This is a genomic window from Stenotrophomonas rhizophila (assembly GCF_003751305.1).
GTDB classification, from domain to species: Bacteria; Pseudomonadota; Gammaproteobacteria; order Xanthomonadales; family Xanthomonadaceae; genus Stenotrophomonas; species Stenotrophomonas rhizophila_B.
Map to the genome: position 1 here is coordinate 873,277 of NZ_RJKV01000001.1, position 14,228 is coordinate 887,504.

Annotated in this window: 19 protein-coding genes; 16 read left to right on the forward strand and 3 right to left on the reverse strand. The window is 67.0% G+C overall.

Annotation, left to right across the window (positions count from 1 at the left end):
* The first annotated feature begins 31 nt into the window (after positions 1-31).
* The 5 genes from eno to truD are packed head-to-tail and all read left to right on the forward strand — an operon-like array spanning position 32 to position 3,943.
* Entirely contained in the window at positions 32-1,318 is a 1,287-nt protein-coding gene (gene eno, locus EDF74_RS04065; protein WP_123728897.1) for a phosphopyruvate hydratase, read from the forward strand.
* 4 nt (positions 1,319-1,322) lie between these two features.
* Positions 1,323-1,673 carry a cell division protein FtsB gene (gene ftsB, locus EDF74_RS04070; protein ID WP_123728898.1) on the forward strand — a complete coding sequence of 117 codons (351 nt, stop codon included), beginning with the start codon at positions 1,323-1,325 and terminating at the stop codon, positions 1,671-1,673.
* A complete protein-coding gene (gene ispD, locus EDF74_RS04075) occupies positions 1,670-2,368 on the forward strand; it encodes a 2-C-methyl-D-erythritol 4-phosphate cytidylyltransferase (protein WP_123729705.1) in 699 nt (232 codons plus the stop codon). Before ftsB ends, ispD begins: the two co-directional genes overlap by 4 nt.
* A 37-nt stretch (positions 2,369-2,405) precedes the next feature.
* Complete coding sequence (ispF, locus tag EDF74_RS04080; protein WP_123728899.1) at positions 2,406-2,903, forward strand: 2-C-methyl-D-erythritol 2,4-cyclodiphosphate synthase; 498 nt, start codon at positions 2,406-2,408, stop codon at positions 2,901-2,903.
* Positions 2,900-3,943 carry a tRNA pseudouridine(13) synthase TruD gene (gene truD, locus EDF74_RS04085; protein ID WP_123728900.1) on the forward strand — a complete coding sequence of 348 codons (1,044 nt, stop codon included), beginning with the start codon at positions 2,900-2,902 and terminating at the stop codon, positions 3,941-3,943. Before ispF ends, truD begins: the two co-directional genes overlap by 4 nt.
* Positions 3,944-3,972: 29 nt before the next feature.
* On the opposite strand, the gene EDF74_RS04090 is transcribed toward truD, so the two are convergent.
* A complete protein-coding gene (locus EDF74_RS04090; RefSeq protein ID WP_123728901.1) occupies positions 3,973-4,512 on the reverse strand; it encodes a Smr/MutS family protein in 540 nt (179 codons plus the stop codon).
* 186 nt (positions 4,513-4,698) lie between these two features.
* Here EDF74_RS04090 and surE point away from each other — a divergent pair, with 186 nt between their 5' ends.
* Genes surE through EDF74_RS04110 form a run of 4 tightly spaced genes read left to right on the forward strand, consistent with a single transcriptional unit; the run spans position 4,699 to position 7,565 of the window.
* A complete protein-coding gene (surE, locus tag EDF74_RS04095; protein ID WP_123728902.1) occupies positions 4,699-5,478 on the forward strand; it encodes a 5'/3'-nucleotidase SurE in 780 nt (259 codons plus the stop codon).
* Positions 5,475-6,152: a protein-L-isoaspartate(D-aspartate) O-methyltransferase gene (locus EDF74_RS04100; RefSeq protein ID WP_123728903.1), complete on the forward strand. Its 678-nt coding sequence runs from the start codon at positions 5,475-5,477 to the stop codon at positions 6,150-6,152. The genes surE and EDF74_RS04100 overlap by 4 nt, the downstream gene beginning before the upstream one ends.
* A 19-nt stretch (positions 6,153-6,171) precedes the next feature.
* Positions 6,172-6,786, forward strand: coding sequence for a YqaA family protein (locus EDF74_RS04105; RefSeq protein ID WP_123728904.1), 615 nt, complete (start codon positions 6,172-6,174; stop codon positions 6,784-6,786).
* Positions 6,783-7,565, forward strand: coding sequence for a peptidoglycan DD-metalloendopeptidase family protein (locus EDF74_RS04110; RefSeq protein WP_123728905.1), 783 nt, complete (start codon positions 6,783-6,785; stop codon positions 7,563-7,565). The genes EDF74_RS04105 and EDF74_RS04110 overlap by 4 nt, the downstream gene beginning before the upstream one ends.
* A gap of 52 nt (positions 7,566-7,617) precedes the next feature.
* Here the strand turns inward: EDF74_RS04110 and EDF74_RS04115 are convergent, their stop codons facing one another.
* Positions 7,618-7,992, reverse strand: coding sequence for an Mth938-like domain-containing protein (locus tag EDF74_RS04115; RefSeq protein ID WP_123728906.1), 375 nt, complete (start codon positions 7,990-7,992; stop codon positions 7,618-7,620).
* Between the two features lie 13 nt (positions 7,993-8,005).
* Entirely contained in the window at positions 8,006-8,311 is a 306-nt protein-coding gene (gene yhbY, locus EDF74_RS04120) for a ribosome assembly RNA-binding protein YhbY (protein WP_123728907.1), read from the reverse strand.
* A 65-nt stretch (positions 8,312-8,376) separates the two neighbouring features.
* Between yhbY and rlmE the strand changes: the two genes are divergently transcribed.
* From rlmE to hfq, 7 genes are all read left to right on the forward strand, one after another.
* Positions 8,377-9,009 carry a 23S rRNA (uridine(2552)-2'-O)-methyltransferase RlmE gene (gene rlmE / locus EDF74_RS04125; RefSeq protein WP_123728908.1) on the forward strand — a complete coding sequence of 211 codons (633 nt, stop codon included), beginning with the start codon at positions 8,377-8,379 and terminating at the stop codon, positions 9,007-9,009.
* Positions 9,010-9,062: 53 nt separating this feature from the next.
* The gene (ftsH, locus tag EDF74_RS04130; RefSeq protein ID WP_184997060.1) at positions 9,063-11,006 is read left to right on the forward strand and encodes an ATP-dependent zinc metalloprotease FtsH; all 1,944 of its coding nucleotides are present in this window, start codon (positions 9,063-9,065) and stop codon (positions 11,004-11,006) included.
* A 100-nt stretch (positions 11,007-11,106) separates the two neighbouring features.
* Positions 11,107-11,292, forward strand: coding sequence for a hypothetical protein (locus EDF74_RS04135; RefSeq protein ID WP_123728910.1), 186 nt, complete (start codon positions 11,107-11,109; stop codon positions 11,290-11,292).
* 107 nt (positions 11,293-11,399) lie between these two features.
* Complete coding sequence (locus EDF74_RS04140) at positions 11,400-11,903, forward strand: hypothetical protein (RefSeq protein ID WP_148045910.1); 504 nt, start codon at positions 11,400-11,402, stop codon at positions 11,901-11,903.
* A gap of 57 nt (positions 11,904-11,960) precedes the next feature.
* Positions 11,961-12,860 carry a dihydropteroate synthase gene (folP, locus tag EDF74_RS04145; protein WP_123728912.1) on the forward strand — a complete coding sequence of 300 codons (900 nt, stop codon included), beginning with the start codon at positions 11,961-11,963 and terminating at the stop codon, positions 12,858-12,860.
* Positions 12,860-13,813, forward strand: coding sequence for a tRNA (adenosine(37)-N6)-dimethylallyltransferase MiaA (gene miaA, locus EDF74_RS04150; RefSeq protein ID WP_123729706.1), 954 nt, complete (start codon positions 12,860-12,862; stop codon positions 13,811-13,813). The genes folP and miaA overlap by 1 nt, the downstream gene beginning before the upstream one ends.
* A 107-nt stretch (positions 13,814-13,920) precedes the next feature.
* Positions 13,921-14,202, forward strand: a complete 282-nt coding sequence (gene hfq / locus EDF74_RS04155) for an RNA chaperone Hfq (protein ID WP_123728913.1) — start codon at positions 13,921-13,923, stop codon at positions 14,200-14,202.
* Positions 14,203-14,228 lie beyond the last annotated feature (26 nt).

A 14,228-nucleotide genomic window follows, 5' to 3' on the forward strand; every position in this document is an offset into this window, starting at 1 on the left:
CCTCCCCTCTCTGACTGGTAACCGGCCCGCTATGACCACGATCCGCAGCATCCACGCCCGTGAAATCCTCGACAGCCGTGGCAACCCCACGCTGGAAGCCGAAGTCATCCTCGAGGACGGCTCCTTCGGTCGTGCCGCCGTGCCCTCGGGTGCCTCGACCGGCACCAAGGAAGCCGTGGAGCTGCGTGACGGCGACAAGACCCGTTACCTGGGCAAGGGCGTGCGCAACGCCGTGTCCAACGTCAACACCACCATCGCGACCGCGCTGAAGGGCTTTGATGCCGCCGACCAGCAGGGCCTCGACCGCCGCCTGATCGATCTGGATGGCACCGAGAACAAGGGCCGCCTGGGCGCGAATGCGCTGCTGGGGGTTTCGCTGGCCAATGCCCACGCCGTGGCCGCCTCGAAGAAGCAGGCGCTGTGGCAGCACCTGGCCAACGGCCGCGACGTCACCCTGCCGGTGCCGATGATGAACATCATCAACGGCGGCGCGCATGCCGACAACAACGTCGATTTCCAGGAATTCATGGTGCTGCCGGTCGGCTTCACCTCGTTCTCCGAGTCGCTGCGTGCCGGTACCGAAATCTTCCATTCGCTCAAGTCGGTGCTCAAGGGCCATGGCCTGAGCACGGCGGTGGGCGACGAAGGCGGCTTCGCGCCGGACTTCCGCAGCAACGTCGAGGCACTGGACACCATCCTGGAAGCCATCGGCAAGGCCGGCTACACCGCCGGTGAAGACGTGCTGCTGGGTCTGGACGTGGCCTCCAGCGAGTTCTACGAGAACGGCAAGTACAACCTGGTCGGCGAGAACAAGCGCCTGACCTCCGAGCAGTTCGTCGACTTCCTGGCCGACTGGGCCGCGCAGTACCCGATCGTGACCATCGAAGACGGCCTGGCCGAGAACGACTGGGCCGGCTGGAAGCTGCTGACCGACCGCATCGGCAACAAGGTGCAGCTGGTGGGCGACGATCTGTTCGTCACCAATCCGAAGATCTTCAAGGAAGGCATCGAGTCCGGCACCGCCAACGCGATCCTGATCAAGGTCAACCAGATCGGCACCCTGACCGAGACTCTGGAAGCGATCGCCATGGCGCACGCGGCCAACTACGCCTCGATCGTCTCGCACCGTTCGGGCGAAACCGAAGACACCACCATCGCCGACATCGCTGTGGCCACCACCGCCACCCAGATCAAGACCGGCTCGCTGTGCCGCAGCGATCGCGTGGCCAAGTACAACCAGCTGCTGCGTATCGAGGAAGCCCTCGGTGCCGGCGCGCGTTACGCCGGTCGTGACGCGTTCGTGTCGCTGAAGCGCTGATCCCATGCGCAACTGGCGCTGGCTGCTGCTGGTGCTCGCGCTGCTGCTCGCATGGCTGCAGTACCGCTTCTGGTTTGGACCGGGCAACTCGGGCGAAGTGATGATGCTCGAGGCCCAGGTCGAGAACCAGAAGCGGGACAACGCCGGCCTGCAGCAGCGCAACGATGCGCTCGCTGCGGAGGTCAAGGACCTCAAGGAAGGCGAGGCCGCCATCGAAGAACGCGCGCGCAGCGAGCTGGGCATGATCAAGCCCGGCGAGAAGTTCTACCGCGTGGTCGAAGACGCGCCGGTACCGCCGCCGCGTGCGCCGACGGCCGTCACCGATGCGGATGCGCCACACCAGGATGTGCCCTGATGGCGGGCATCTGGGCGGTGGTGCCTGCTGCTGGCCGTGGCACCCGCTTCGGCGGGCCCACGCCCAAGCAGTATCTGCTGGCCGGCGACCGCGTGTTGCTGGCCCATACTCTCGAGGCGCTGCTCTCGCACCCGGTCGTGGCCGGGGTGATGGTGGTGGTCGCCGAGAACGACGCCGACTGGCCGGGCTGGCAGTCACTGGCGGACAAACCCATCCTGACCTGCATCGGCGGTACGACACGCGCCGGCTCGGTGCTGGCCGGCCTGCATGCGTTGCCCGATGACGTGCGCGCCGATGATTTCGTGCTGGTGCACGACGCCGCACGCCCGAACCTGGCCGCTGCCGATCTCGGTCGCCTGCTGGAAGTCGGCCGTGCCGACCCGGTCGGGGCGATCCTGGCCGCGCCCGTGCGCGACACGCTCAAGCGTGCCGGCGATGACGGCGGTATCGATGCCACCGAGCCGCGTGAACGCCTGTGGCGTGCGCTGACCCCGCAGCTGTTCCGCCGCTACCAGTTGGCGCGCGCGCTGCAGGAGGCGGCCGACGCCGGCGTGGAGGTCACCGACGAGGCCATGGCCATGGAGCGCCAGGGGCTGCGCCCGCTGCTGGTGGAAGGCAGCGAAGACAACTTCAAGGTCACCACCCCGGCTGACCTGTCCCGTTTCGAATTCGTGTTGTCGCGTCGCGACCCCTGACGTCCGCACGCACCGCACCCAACCGCAGGTTCTTGCAATGACCACGCCCCAGTTTCCTCCCTTCCGCATCGGACAGGGCTACGACGTCCATGCCTTCGGCGAGGGCGACCACATCATGCTCGGCGGTATCCGCGTCGCGCACAGCTGCGGCGTGCTTGCGCACAGCGACGGCGATGTGATCCTGCATGCGCTGTGCGATGCGATGCTCGGTGCGCTGGCACTGGGCGACATCGGCGTGCATTTCCCGCCGACCGACATGCGCTGGAAGGGCGCGGACAGCGCGCACCTGCTGGATCATTGCAACGGGCTGCTGCGCGAGCGCGGCTGGCAGGTCGGCAATACCGACATCACCGTGATCTGCGAGCGGCCCAAGGTCGGTCCGCACGCGCTGGCCATGCGTGAGCGCATCGCTGGCGTGCTCGGCATTGCGTTGGACTGCGTGAGCGTGAAGGCCACCACGTCCGAGAAGCTGGGCTTCACCGGCCGCAGCGAGGGCATCGCCGCCCAGGCCAGCGTGCTGTTGGTGGCCCTGTGATCCCGTTGCCGCTGGCGTTCGGTGCGCCGCTGCTCAGCGCGAAGATCCGCACCACGCCCGAGGATTTCCAGGTCGACGAACTGCCGGCGTTCGAGCCGAGCGGCGAGGGCGAGCACCTGCTGTTGACGATCCGCAAGCGCGGGGCGAACACGGTGCACGTGGCCAAGGTGCTGGCCAAGTGGGCCGGCCTGCCGGACATGGCGGTCAGCTACGCGGGCATGAAGGATCGCCACGCGGTCACCACGCAGCGCTTCAGCGTGCACCTGCCCAAGCGCGTGGCGCCGGATCCGGCGCTGCTGGCCTCGGATGAGATCGAGGTGGTCGAGTCGACCTGGCACAACCGCAAGCTGCAGCGCGGTGCGCTGGCTGGCAACCGCTTCAAGCTGGTGCTGCGCGATGTGCGCGGCGATGCCGCGGCCATCGAAGAGCGCCTGTCCCATATCGCCTCGCGCGGCCTGCCGAACTGGTTCGGTGAGCAGCGCTTCGGTCGCGATGGTGGCAACGTACCGGCCGCACTGGCGATGTTCGGTGGCCGCCGCATGCGGCCCGATCAGCGCTCGCTGCTGCTCTCGGCCGCGCGCTCTGCACTGTTCAACCAGGTGCTGGCGGCGCGCGTGGAGCAGGGCAACTGGGACACCCCGCTGGACGGCGAGGTCTGGATGCTCGATGGCAGCCGCAGTGTCTTCGGCCCGGAGCCGTGGACCGATCTGCTGGCCGATCGCCTCGGTCGCTTCGACATCCACCCCAGCGGCCCGTTGTGGGGCGAGGGTGAGCTGCGCAGCACCGGTGCCGCCGCGGAGCTGGAGCTGGGCGCCGTCGCCGATGAACAGTCGCTTGCACTGCGTGCCGGCCTGGAAAGCGCCCGCCTGAAGCAGGAACGGCGCGCGCTGCGTCTGCGTCCGGCCATGCTGCAGCACCAGTGGCTGGCCCCGGACGTGCTGGAACTGAGCTTCGCGCTGCCGCCGGGCTGCTATGCCACGGCGGTGCTGCACGAGCTGGGTCCGGTGGACGACGCCAGCCAGGCCGCACCGGAGGCATAGAGCCACGCCATGCGGGTGTGCGGGTGGCGCTACCGGTTCGCCAGCAGCACCAGCACCGCGCCCGTCCCGCCTTGGCCGGCGGGCGCGGAATGAAACGCCAGCACATCGTTGCGCAGGCGCAGCAAGCGATCGACCAGATTCTTCAACACCGGTGCGCCGCCATCGGACTGCAGCCCCTTGCCGTGGATGATGCGCACGCAACCGTACTCATGGGCATGCGCTTCCACCAGGAACTGCCGGACCAGCGCCTCGGCCTGGGCCACGGTTGCACCATGCAGGTCCAGTTCGTCCTGCACGGAATACTGGCCGCGCTTGAGCCGCTGGAACATCCGCGGCGGCAGATTCTCACGCCGGTAGCTCGCCGTATCGCCAGCCTCCAGAGGGCTGCTGTCGCGCAGCAGCCGGGCGAACTCCCCGCGCGCCTCCTGTTCATCCTGCTCGGCCATCCGCGCGCGCGGCTTCGGCCGCGGCGTGGCCGGCGGCGGGGTGACCACCTTGCGCAGGGGCGTGACCTCGCCGATTGCGGCCCGGAACAGGGCAGCGGGATCTTCGTCTTCAGGATGTGACATGCGTACAGCCTAATGGGCAGGAGGGGCGATGCCTACCGTTATCGGGGTAGGACGATCTGTCCGCTTGCGGCACAATAGCTGACGCACTTGCGCGGTCGTCATTCCCCGGAAGGGGCAGGGCCACCGCCGCCAACAGTGGGAAGTGATGGAATCGAAGTCTTGAAAAATCAAGCGGTTAAATCGCAGATGCGGATTCTGGTCAGCAACGACGACGGTGTCGATGCGCCGGGCATCAAGATGCTCGCCACGGTATTGCGTGACGCTGGTCATGAAGTGACCGTGGTCGCGCCGGATCGTGATCGGTCCGGTGCCAGCAATTCGCTGACTCTGGACCTGCCGATCCGCATGAAGCGCATCGACCACTACACCTGCTCGGTGGCCGGCACGCCCACCGACTGCGTGCATCTGGCCTTGACCGGCATGCTCGAGTACGAGCCGGACATGGTGGTGTCGGGCATCAACAATGCGGCCAACCTCGGCGACGACGTCATCTATTCCGGCACCGTTTCGGCGGCGATGGAGGGGCGTTTCCTCGGGCTGCCGGCGGTGGCCATGTCACTGGTGACGCACAACCACGAGCCGCGCCATTTCGAGACCGCCGCGCGCGCCGCGGTCGAGATCGTGACCCGCCTCAAAGCCGATCCGCTGCCCGCCGACACCATCCTCAACGTCAACGTGCCGGACCTGCCGTGGAGCGAGGTGCGTGGTTTTGAAGTGACCCGCCTGGGCAACCGGCATCGCGCCGAAGGCTGCATCGCCCAGCGCGACCCGCGCGGCAACCAGGTGTTCTGGATAGGCCCTGCCGGGCGCGAGCAGGATTCGGGCCCCGGCACGGATTTCCATGCCGTGCGCAACGGCTACATCTCGATCACCCCGATCCAGGTCGACCTCACCCGCTACCAGGCGCTGGAGAAGGTGGCCAGCTGGGTCGGGGGGCTGACCGCCGCACTGGATCGACCGGCATGAGCCCACGCCTGCGCCTGCAGCCCGAAGCGGTCGGTATCGGCATGACCTCCCAGCGTGTCCGCGATCGTCTGGTCGACCGCCTGCGCGACGCCGGCATCACCGACGAAGCCACCCTCAATGCGATCCGTGTGGTGCCGCGTCATCTGTTCATCGATGAAGCGCTGGCCTCGCGCGCTTATGAAGACACCGCGCTGCCGATCGGCCACGGCCAGACCATTTCGCAACCGTGGGTGGTGGCGCGCATGACCGAAGCAGTGCTGCAGTCCGCGCCGAAGACGGTGCTGGAAGTGGGCACCGGCTCGGGTTACCAGGCCGCCGTGCTGGGCGCGATCGGGCTGGAGGTCTACACGGTCGAGCGCATCGGCGATCTGCTGCGCCAGGCGCGCAAGCGCTTCCGCGCGTTGGGCATGAACATCCGCAGCAAGCATGACGATGGGCGTGTCGGCTGGGCCGAGCACGGTCCTTACGATGCGATCGTGGTGACCGCGGCCGCACCGGCGCTGGTCGATGCGCTGGTCGAACAGCTCGCCGTCGGCGGCCGCCTGGTCGCCCCGGTCGGTGGCCCCGGGGCGCAGTCGCTGATCCAGTTGACCCGTCGCGAAGACGGCAGTGTTGAACAGCAGGTATTGGCACCGGTCACGTTCGTGCCGTTGCTGTCTGGCATGCTGGACTGATTCCAAGGAGCGTTGCGTCATGAAGATTTTTGGTCCGCTGTACGAGCGGGCAATGAAGTGGGCCGCGCACGAGCGCGCCCCGACCTATCTCACCGTCTTGAGTTTCATCGAGGCGATCATCTTCCCGGTAATGCCCGAGGTGATGCTGGCGCCGATGTGCGTTGCCCAGCCCAAACGCGGCTGGTGGTTCGCCACCCTCAGTCTGACCGGCTCGATGGCCGGTGCGCTGGTGGGTTATGCGCTGGGCCATTTCGCCTTCGAAGCGCTCAAGCCGGTATTTGCCGCGCTGGGCATGCTGGGCAGCATCGAAGGCGGCATCGCCATCGTGCAGGCCAAAATGGCCGAGTCGCCGTGGGCGGTGTTCACCTTCCTGGTGCTGGGCGGCTTCATGCCGATCCCGATGAAGGTCTTCACATGGGCATCGGGTATCGTCGGCGTGCCGTTGCCGCAGTATTTCCTGAGCATGTTGATCGGCCGTGGCAAGCGCGTGTACGTGCTGGCGGCGGTCATTCGTATTGGCGGGCCGCGCGCGGAAGCTGCGCTGCGCCGTTGGATTGAACCGCTGGGCTGGATCGCGACCGCGCTGGTGGTCGTGCTGGTGGCCTGGCTTGTATGGAGAGCGAAGTTCGCATGAGTGCTGATCGTTTGAGCAAGGGAGTGCGCACCGGCGCGCTGCTGCTGGTGGTGTCGGCGCTGAGCGCCTGTGGCACCGCCACCGTGGTGCGGCCTTCGGGCTCGGGCGGCAGTGTGGCCCACAGCACCCCGCAGACCTCGGTGGCCAAGCCCGGCCAGACCGCTGTCGTCCGTCGTGGCGACACGTTGTATGCACTCGCGCGCATCCACAACATCACCCCGCGCGATCTGGCCGCGTGGAACGGGCTGGCCGAGCCGTACACGATCTATCCGGGGCAGTCGCTGCGGCTGTTCCCGGGCGGCAGTGGTGGCAGCCCGGCCCGCGCGCCGACCACCGTGGTCACCGCGCCGCGCCCGGGCAGCACCGCGCCGGCCGCAACCCCGTCGCCGACCACGGCGATCAAGAGCAACATCAGCTGGCGCTGGCCCGCGGACGGCGCGATCGTCGGCCGTTTCGTCGCCGGTGAGGCGACCAAGCAGGGCGTGGACATCGCCGGCACCAGTGGCCAGCCGGTGCGCGCGACGGCCGCTGGCGTGGTGGTGTATTCCGGTGCCGGCCTGGTCGGTTTCGGTGAGTTGATCATCATCAAGCACAGCGACCAGTGGTTGTCGGCGTATGGCCACAACCGCAAGCGCCTGGTCAATGAAGGCCAGAGCGTGAAGGCCGGCGAGCAGATCGCGGAGATGGGCCGCACCGGCGCCGCACGCGACATGCTGCACTTCGAGATCCGCTACAACGGCAAGCCGGTCGACCCGCTGCTGTACCTGCCGCCGAAGTAAGAACGAAAAAGGCCGCCTCAAGGGCGGCCTTTTCTGAACGGAAATCCGGATCTCACCCCTTCAGGATGAACGCCGCCGCCACCTTGCGACCCTCGCTGGCGAGGATGTTGAAGGTCCGCGCGGCCGCCGGGTTGTTCATTACTTCCAGGCCGATCCCGCGGGTCAGGCACGCGGCCATGACCGCCGCCGGCGGGAACACCTGGGTGTCGCCCGTGCCCAGCACCACCAGCGCCGGATTCAGCGCCAGCACCGGCTGCAGGTCTTCCGGGGTCAGCTGGGCGATATCGGCCACCGGCCAGGCTTCGATCAGCGTGTCCGGGGCCAGGATGAAACTGGCGGCCAGGGTCCGGTCATTCACCTTCGCGCTGCGGCCATCGGCGGCACGCAGGGCGTAGGCGTAGTCGGGGATTTCGTGGCTCAGCTGCATGGGCGTTCCGGGATCAGCCGCGCGGCAGGACGATCTGGCGCTGTTCCTTGCTCGGGCGGTACAGCACGGCCACGTGGCCGATACGCTGCACCAGCGCGCTCTCGCTGGCACTGACCAGCTCGGCGATCAGGGCGTCACGGGCGTCGCGGTCTTCGGCGGCAACCTTGACCTTGATCAGCTCGTGGCGCTCCAGCACCTCTTCCAGTTCAGCCAGGAAGGCCGGTGTCACCCCCTTGCCGCCGATCTGGAGCAGGGCTTTCAGATCATGCGCGTGGCCGCGGAGGAAACGGGTTTGGGAAGAAGTCAGGGCGATAGCCATTCAGGAACAAGCGGTTAACTGGGGCGATCAGGGTATCATGACCTCCCCATCCGACCCGCATCTCAATGGCAACCCGTAGCAAAAGCAGTCAACGCTGGTTGAAAGAGCACTTCGCCGACCCCTTCGTGAAGAAGGCCCAGGCCGAGGGCATGCGCTCGCGCGCGGCCTACAAGCTGGAGGAGTTGCTGCAGCGTGATCGGCTGCTGAAGCCGCACATGGTCGTGGTCGACCTGGGCGCCGCCCCGGGCGGCTGGTCCCAGCAGGTCCGCCGCCAGATCGGGGATACCGGCCGGGTGCTGGCCCTGGACATCCTGGAGATGCCGCCGCTGGCCGGCGTGGAGTTCCTTCACGGTGACTTCAGGGAGCAAGCCGTCCTATCGGAGTTCGAAGCCATGGTGGGGGATCAGCCGGTAGACCTTGTGCTCTCGGATATGGCCCCCAATAAGAGTGGAATGGACGCGGTGGACCAACCGCGGATGATGCACCTGGCGGAGTTGGCGTTGGATTTTGCCGACAACCATCTCAAGCCCGGTGGCGCGTTCCTGATCAAGCTGTTCCAGGGCGTGGGCTTTGACGACTACGTGCGCGAAATGCGCCGCCGGTACGACAAAGTGGTGATCCGCAAGCCTGAAGCGTCCCGCAAGCGCTCGCCCGAGGTGTACGCCTTGGGGCAGGGAAAACGCGCGCAGATCAAGTAAGCTCAACCATACGAATCGCGTCAGGAATTAGAGGAACACCGGAGCCAATGAGGATGAACGACTTGACCAAGAACCTCCTGCTATGGGTGGTCGTCGCCGTCGTGCTGATGGTGGTCTTCCAGAGCTTCTCGCCAAAGAGCAGCGGAGCCGGCGCGCAGGGGGCGACGTACTCGCAGTTCCTGGACCAGGTGGACAGCGGCAACATCCAGAAAGTAGTGCTGGGCGAAATGCGCGGCGGTGCCAATGATGTGACCTACACCACCCGCAGCGGCCAGACCAGCACCATCACCGCGCCCTACGATCGCGACCTGATCAATGTGCTGCGCGGCAAGAAAGTGGAATTCGAGCAGGCGCCGCCTTCCAGCGGCATCTCGCTGGGTGCGATCCTGATGAACTTCCTCCCGGTGATCCTGATCATCGGCTTCTGGATCTTCATCATGCGCCAGATGCAGGGCGGTGGCGGCGGTGCCAAGGGCGCGATGTCCTTCGGCAAGTCGCGCGCCAAGCTGCAGGGCGAGGACCAGATCAAGGTCACCTTCGCCGACGTCGCCGGCTGCGACGAAGCCAAGGAAGAAGTCGGCGAGCTGGTCGACTTCCTGCGCGATCCGACCAAGTTCACCAAGCTGGGCGGCAAGATCCCCCGCGGTGTGCTGATGGTCGGCCCGCCGGGTACCGGCAAGACCCTGCTGGCCCGTGCGATCGCCGGTGAAGCCAAGGTCCCGTTCTTCTCGATCTCCGGTTCGGACTTCGTGGAAATGTTCGTCGGCGTTGGCGCAAGCCGCGTGCGCGACATGTTCGAGCAGGCCAAGAAGCAGGCGCCGTGCATCATCTTCATCGATGAAATCGACGCCGTCGGTCGCCACCGTGGCGCCGGTCTCGGCGGCGGTCATGACGAGCGCGAGCAGACCCTGAACCAGCTGCTGGTCGAAATGGATGGTTTCGAGGGAGGCGAGGGCGTGATCGTCATCGCTGCGACCAACCGTCCGGACGTGCTCGATCCGGCGCTGCTGCGCCCGGGCCGTTTCGACCGCCAGGTCGTGGTCGGCCTGCCGGACGTCAAGGGCCGCGAGCAGATCCTCAAGGTGCACATGCGCAAGCTGCCGCTGGCCGACGATGTCGAGCCGATGGTGATCGCGCGCGGTACCCCGGGTTTCTCCGGTGCGGACCTGGCCAACCTGGCCAACGAAGCGGCGCTGTTCGCGGCGCGTGGCGGTGAGAAGGAAGTCCGCATGGACCACTTCGATCGTGCCCGCGACAAGATCCTGATGGGTGCCGAGCGCCGTTCGATGGCGATGAGCGAAGAAGAAAAGACGCTCACCGCGTATCACGAAGCCGGTCACGCCATCGTCGGTCGCCTGGTGCCCGAGCACGATCCGGTCTACAAGGTCACCATCATTCCGCGCGGCCGTGCGCTGGGCGTGACGATGTACCTGCCGGAAGGCGACAAGTACTCGATGAACCGCGTGGCGATCGAATCGCAGCTGTGCTCGCTGTACGGCGGCCGTGTTGCCGAAGAGCTGATCTTCGGCACCGACAAGGTCACCACGGGTGCCTCCAACGACATTGAGCGCGCCACCAAGATGGCCCGCAACATGGTCACCAAGTGGGGCCTGTCCGACGAGCTCGGCCCGATCGCCTACGGCGAAGAGGACGATGAAGTGTTCCTCGGTCGTTCGGTGACGCAGCACAAGAGCGTGTCCGACGACACTGCCCGCCGCATCGATGAAGTGGTCCGCAGCATCCTGGACAAGGCCTATGCCCGTACCACCGAGCTGCTGACCGCCAACCTGGACAAGCTGCACACGATGTCCCAGCTGCTGCTGCAGTACGAGACCATCGATGCGCCGCAGATCAACGCCGTGATGGAAGGCCGCGATCCGCCGCCGCCGATGGGCTGGGACAAGTCCGCCAGCAACAAGGATGGCGGCAACAACAACGACAAGGGCGGCGATGCCCGTCCCGTGTCGCCGATCGCCGGTCCCGCCGAGCAGATCTGAGTGTTGCCCACGTAAGTGACGAAGGCCGGGGAAACCCGGCCTTCGTCGTTTCCGGCAGGTCATAATGACGCTCCGTTTTCGTTCCTGTTCTGGAGTCGCCATGTCCGCACCCCCACCGCCGCCGGTCTCGCACACCACCGAAATGGTGATCGCCACGATCGTTGGCGTGGCCATCGGCCTGACCCGCGACAACTTCCTGCTCGGCGCCGGCATCGGCATCGCGGTCGGCGTGCTGATGAGCATCGCCAAGACCGTCTACGTGGAGCGCAAGCGCCGCCAGCGCTGAGTGCTTGCGCGCGCGGCCGGCAATGGGCACGATGCGCTTGCCCGCGCCGCATGCTGCGGTGGGGCATGGCCGGGGGATCGGCCGCCACACTTTCCAGGGGGATTTTCATGCGTCATTCGATGCGCGCAGCCGTTGCTGCGCTGCTGTGCTGTGCCACGCCGGTCATGGCGGCCGAGATCCACGTGCAGGATCCAGTGCCGTTCAATGAATCGGCGATCATCGCCGAGAACATCAAGGCCGAGTGCCGGATGGGCGCGCAGCTGGCGACCGCGCTGGGCAAGAGCGCCCCGGCCCATGGCAACACCATCGTCTTCGGCAGTGATCCGGTGAACACCGGCAGTGGACACGCGTTGAAGCTGGAGCTGGTGGAGGCGCAGAGCGCAGGCAATGCGTTCACCGGCCACTTCAAGTCGGCCGCCGTGCGCGGCGTGCTGTTCGAGAACGGCCAGCAGGTGGCCACGGTCACCGCACGCCGCGTGTCGCGCGGTGGCGCGTTTGCCGGCTTCAAGGGCTCCTGCGACGTGCTTGAACGCACCGTCAACGCGATCGGCAACGATCTGGCGATCTGGCTGGCCAAGCCGGTCGATGGGGCCCGCCTCGGCGACCTCTGACGGCCGGTCCGGTGCGCCAGCGTAAACTACGCGCTGGCGTACTTCGTGGATCTGCCCATGTTCGATATCTCCCCCCAGCTCGATTGCGGCGGCCGCCTGCTGCGGCTGGATCGCCCGCGGGTCATGGGCATCGTCAATGTCACCCCGGATTCGTTCTCCGACGGCGGTGACCACGACAGCGTCGAGGCCGCGGTCGCACACGGCCTGCAGCTGGTAGCCGAGGGTGCCGACCTGCTCGACATCGGCGGCGAGTCGACCCGGCCTGGCAGTGCGCCGGTGCCGCTGGACGAAGAACTGCGCCGGGTCATCCCGGTGATCGAGCGCCTGGCACGCGAAACCACCGTGCCGATCAGCATCGACACCTTCAAGCCCGAGGTGATGCGTGCCGCTGTCGCCGCCGGTGCCGGCCTGATCAATGACATCCAGGCGCTGCGCCGGCCCGGTGCGCTGGACGCCGCTGCCGACCTCGGCGTGCCGGTGGTGCTGATGCACATGCAGGGCGAGCCCGGCAGCATGCAGGACACCCCGCACTACGATGACGTGGTCGCCGAGGTGCATCGCTTCCTCACCGAGCGCATGTTCCAGGCCGAGATGGCCGGCGTTGCCAAGAAGCACCTGATCATCGATCTGGGCTTCGGGTTCGGCAAGACCACCGAACACAACATGATCCTGCTCGCACGCTCGGACCGCTTCCTCGAGCTGGGCGTGCCGATGCTGGCCGGCCTGTCGCGCAAGCGCAGCATCGGTGAACTGACCGGCCGTGAGCAGCCGCGCGATCGCGTGGCGGGTTCCGTCGCCGCGCACCTGATCGCCGCACAGCGTGGTGCGATGTTGCTGCGCGTGCACGATGTCGCCGCCACGGTCGACGCCTTGAAGGTGTGGGCCGCGGTCGATGCCGTGCCGATGCCGCGGGTGTCGGCGGCCCCGGCGATGCCGCGCTGGCCGGACGAGGACTGATGGCCGTCGATCAGCGCCCGCTGGCGATCGCGGTGATGGGCCCGACCGCCTCGGGCAAGACCGCCACCGCGATCGCGCTGGCCCAGCAGCTCGACGGCGAAATCGTCAGCGTCGATTCGGCCCTGGTCTACCGCGGGCTGGATATCGGCTCGGCCAAGCCCGATGCGGCCGAGCGCGCGCAGGCGCCGCACCATCTGCTCGATGTGCGCGACCCGTGGCAGACCTATTCGGCGGCGGAGTTCGCCAGCGACGCGGCACGGGCTGTGCGCGGCATCATCGCGCGCGGTCGCACGCCCATTCTGGCCGGTGGTACCGGGTTGTATTTCCGCGCCCTGCTGCAGGGCCTGTCGCCGATGCCCGAAGCCGATCCGGCGGTGCGCGCACGGATTGCCGCCGAGGCGGCCGAGCAGGGCTGGGCGGCGATGCATGCCCAACTGGCCGGCATCGATCCGGCAGCGGCGAAGCGCATTCACGGAACCGACCCGCAGCGCATCCAGCGGGCGCTGGAAGTCCATCGGCTGACCGGCACCCCGATCAGCGAATGGCAGAAGCTGCCCGGCGTGGACCGGCTGCCGGTACGGGCGCTCAAAGTGATCCTCGCGCCGCGCGAGCGCACGGTGCTGCACCAGCGCATCGAAACCCGTTTCGACACGATGCTGGCCCACGGGTTCCTTGACGAAGTCCGCACGCTGCGGGCCCTGCCGGCGATGGCCGAGGTGGCCGCGCCGCTGGATCTGCCGGCCGTGCGGGCGGTGGGTTACCGGCAGGCCTGGGAGTATCTGGACGGGCAGGGCACGGCCGAGGCCTTCCGTGAGCGCGGCATCCAGGCCACCCGCCAGCTCGCCAAGCGCCAGCTGACCTGGCTGCGCGGGGAGCTTGATGCGCGCTGGTTCGATCCCCATCTAGACAGGGCTTCCCTGGCGGATGCGGTGTCGACCTTCGTCGCACGCTGAGTCCACGCCTTCACCCGCCCACCCCGTGTACCATCAAGGGTTCCGGCGGGCGGCGGGGGCCGTGGCAACTGCCGGAAAACCATAAAAACAATAATGAGGAGTGTGCAATGTCCAAGGGGCAATCGCTGCAGGATCCGTTTCTGAATGCACTTCGGCGCGAACGTGTGCCGGTGTCGGTGTATCTGGTCAATGGCATCAAGCTGCAGGGAACGATTGAATCGTTCGACCAGTTCGTGGTGCTGCTGCGTAATACGGTGAGCCAGATGGTGTACAAGCACGCTATCTCGACCGTGGTGCCGGCGCGCAACGTGAAGGTCGGGCCCGGAGGTGGTTATGTGCAATCCAATGATGGCGCCGATGGCGTCCAAGGTGATGACGACGTTGAGTGACTGCGTGAAAAATTCTGGAGAACTGC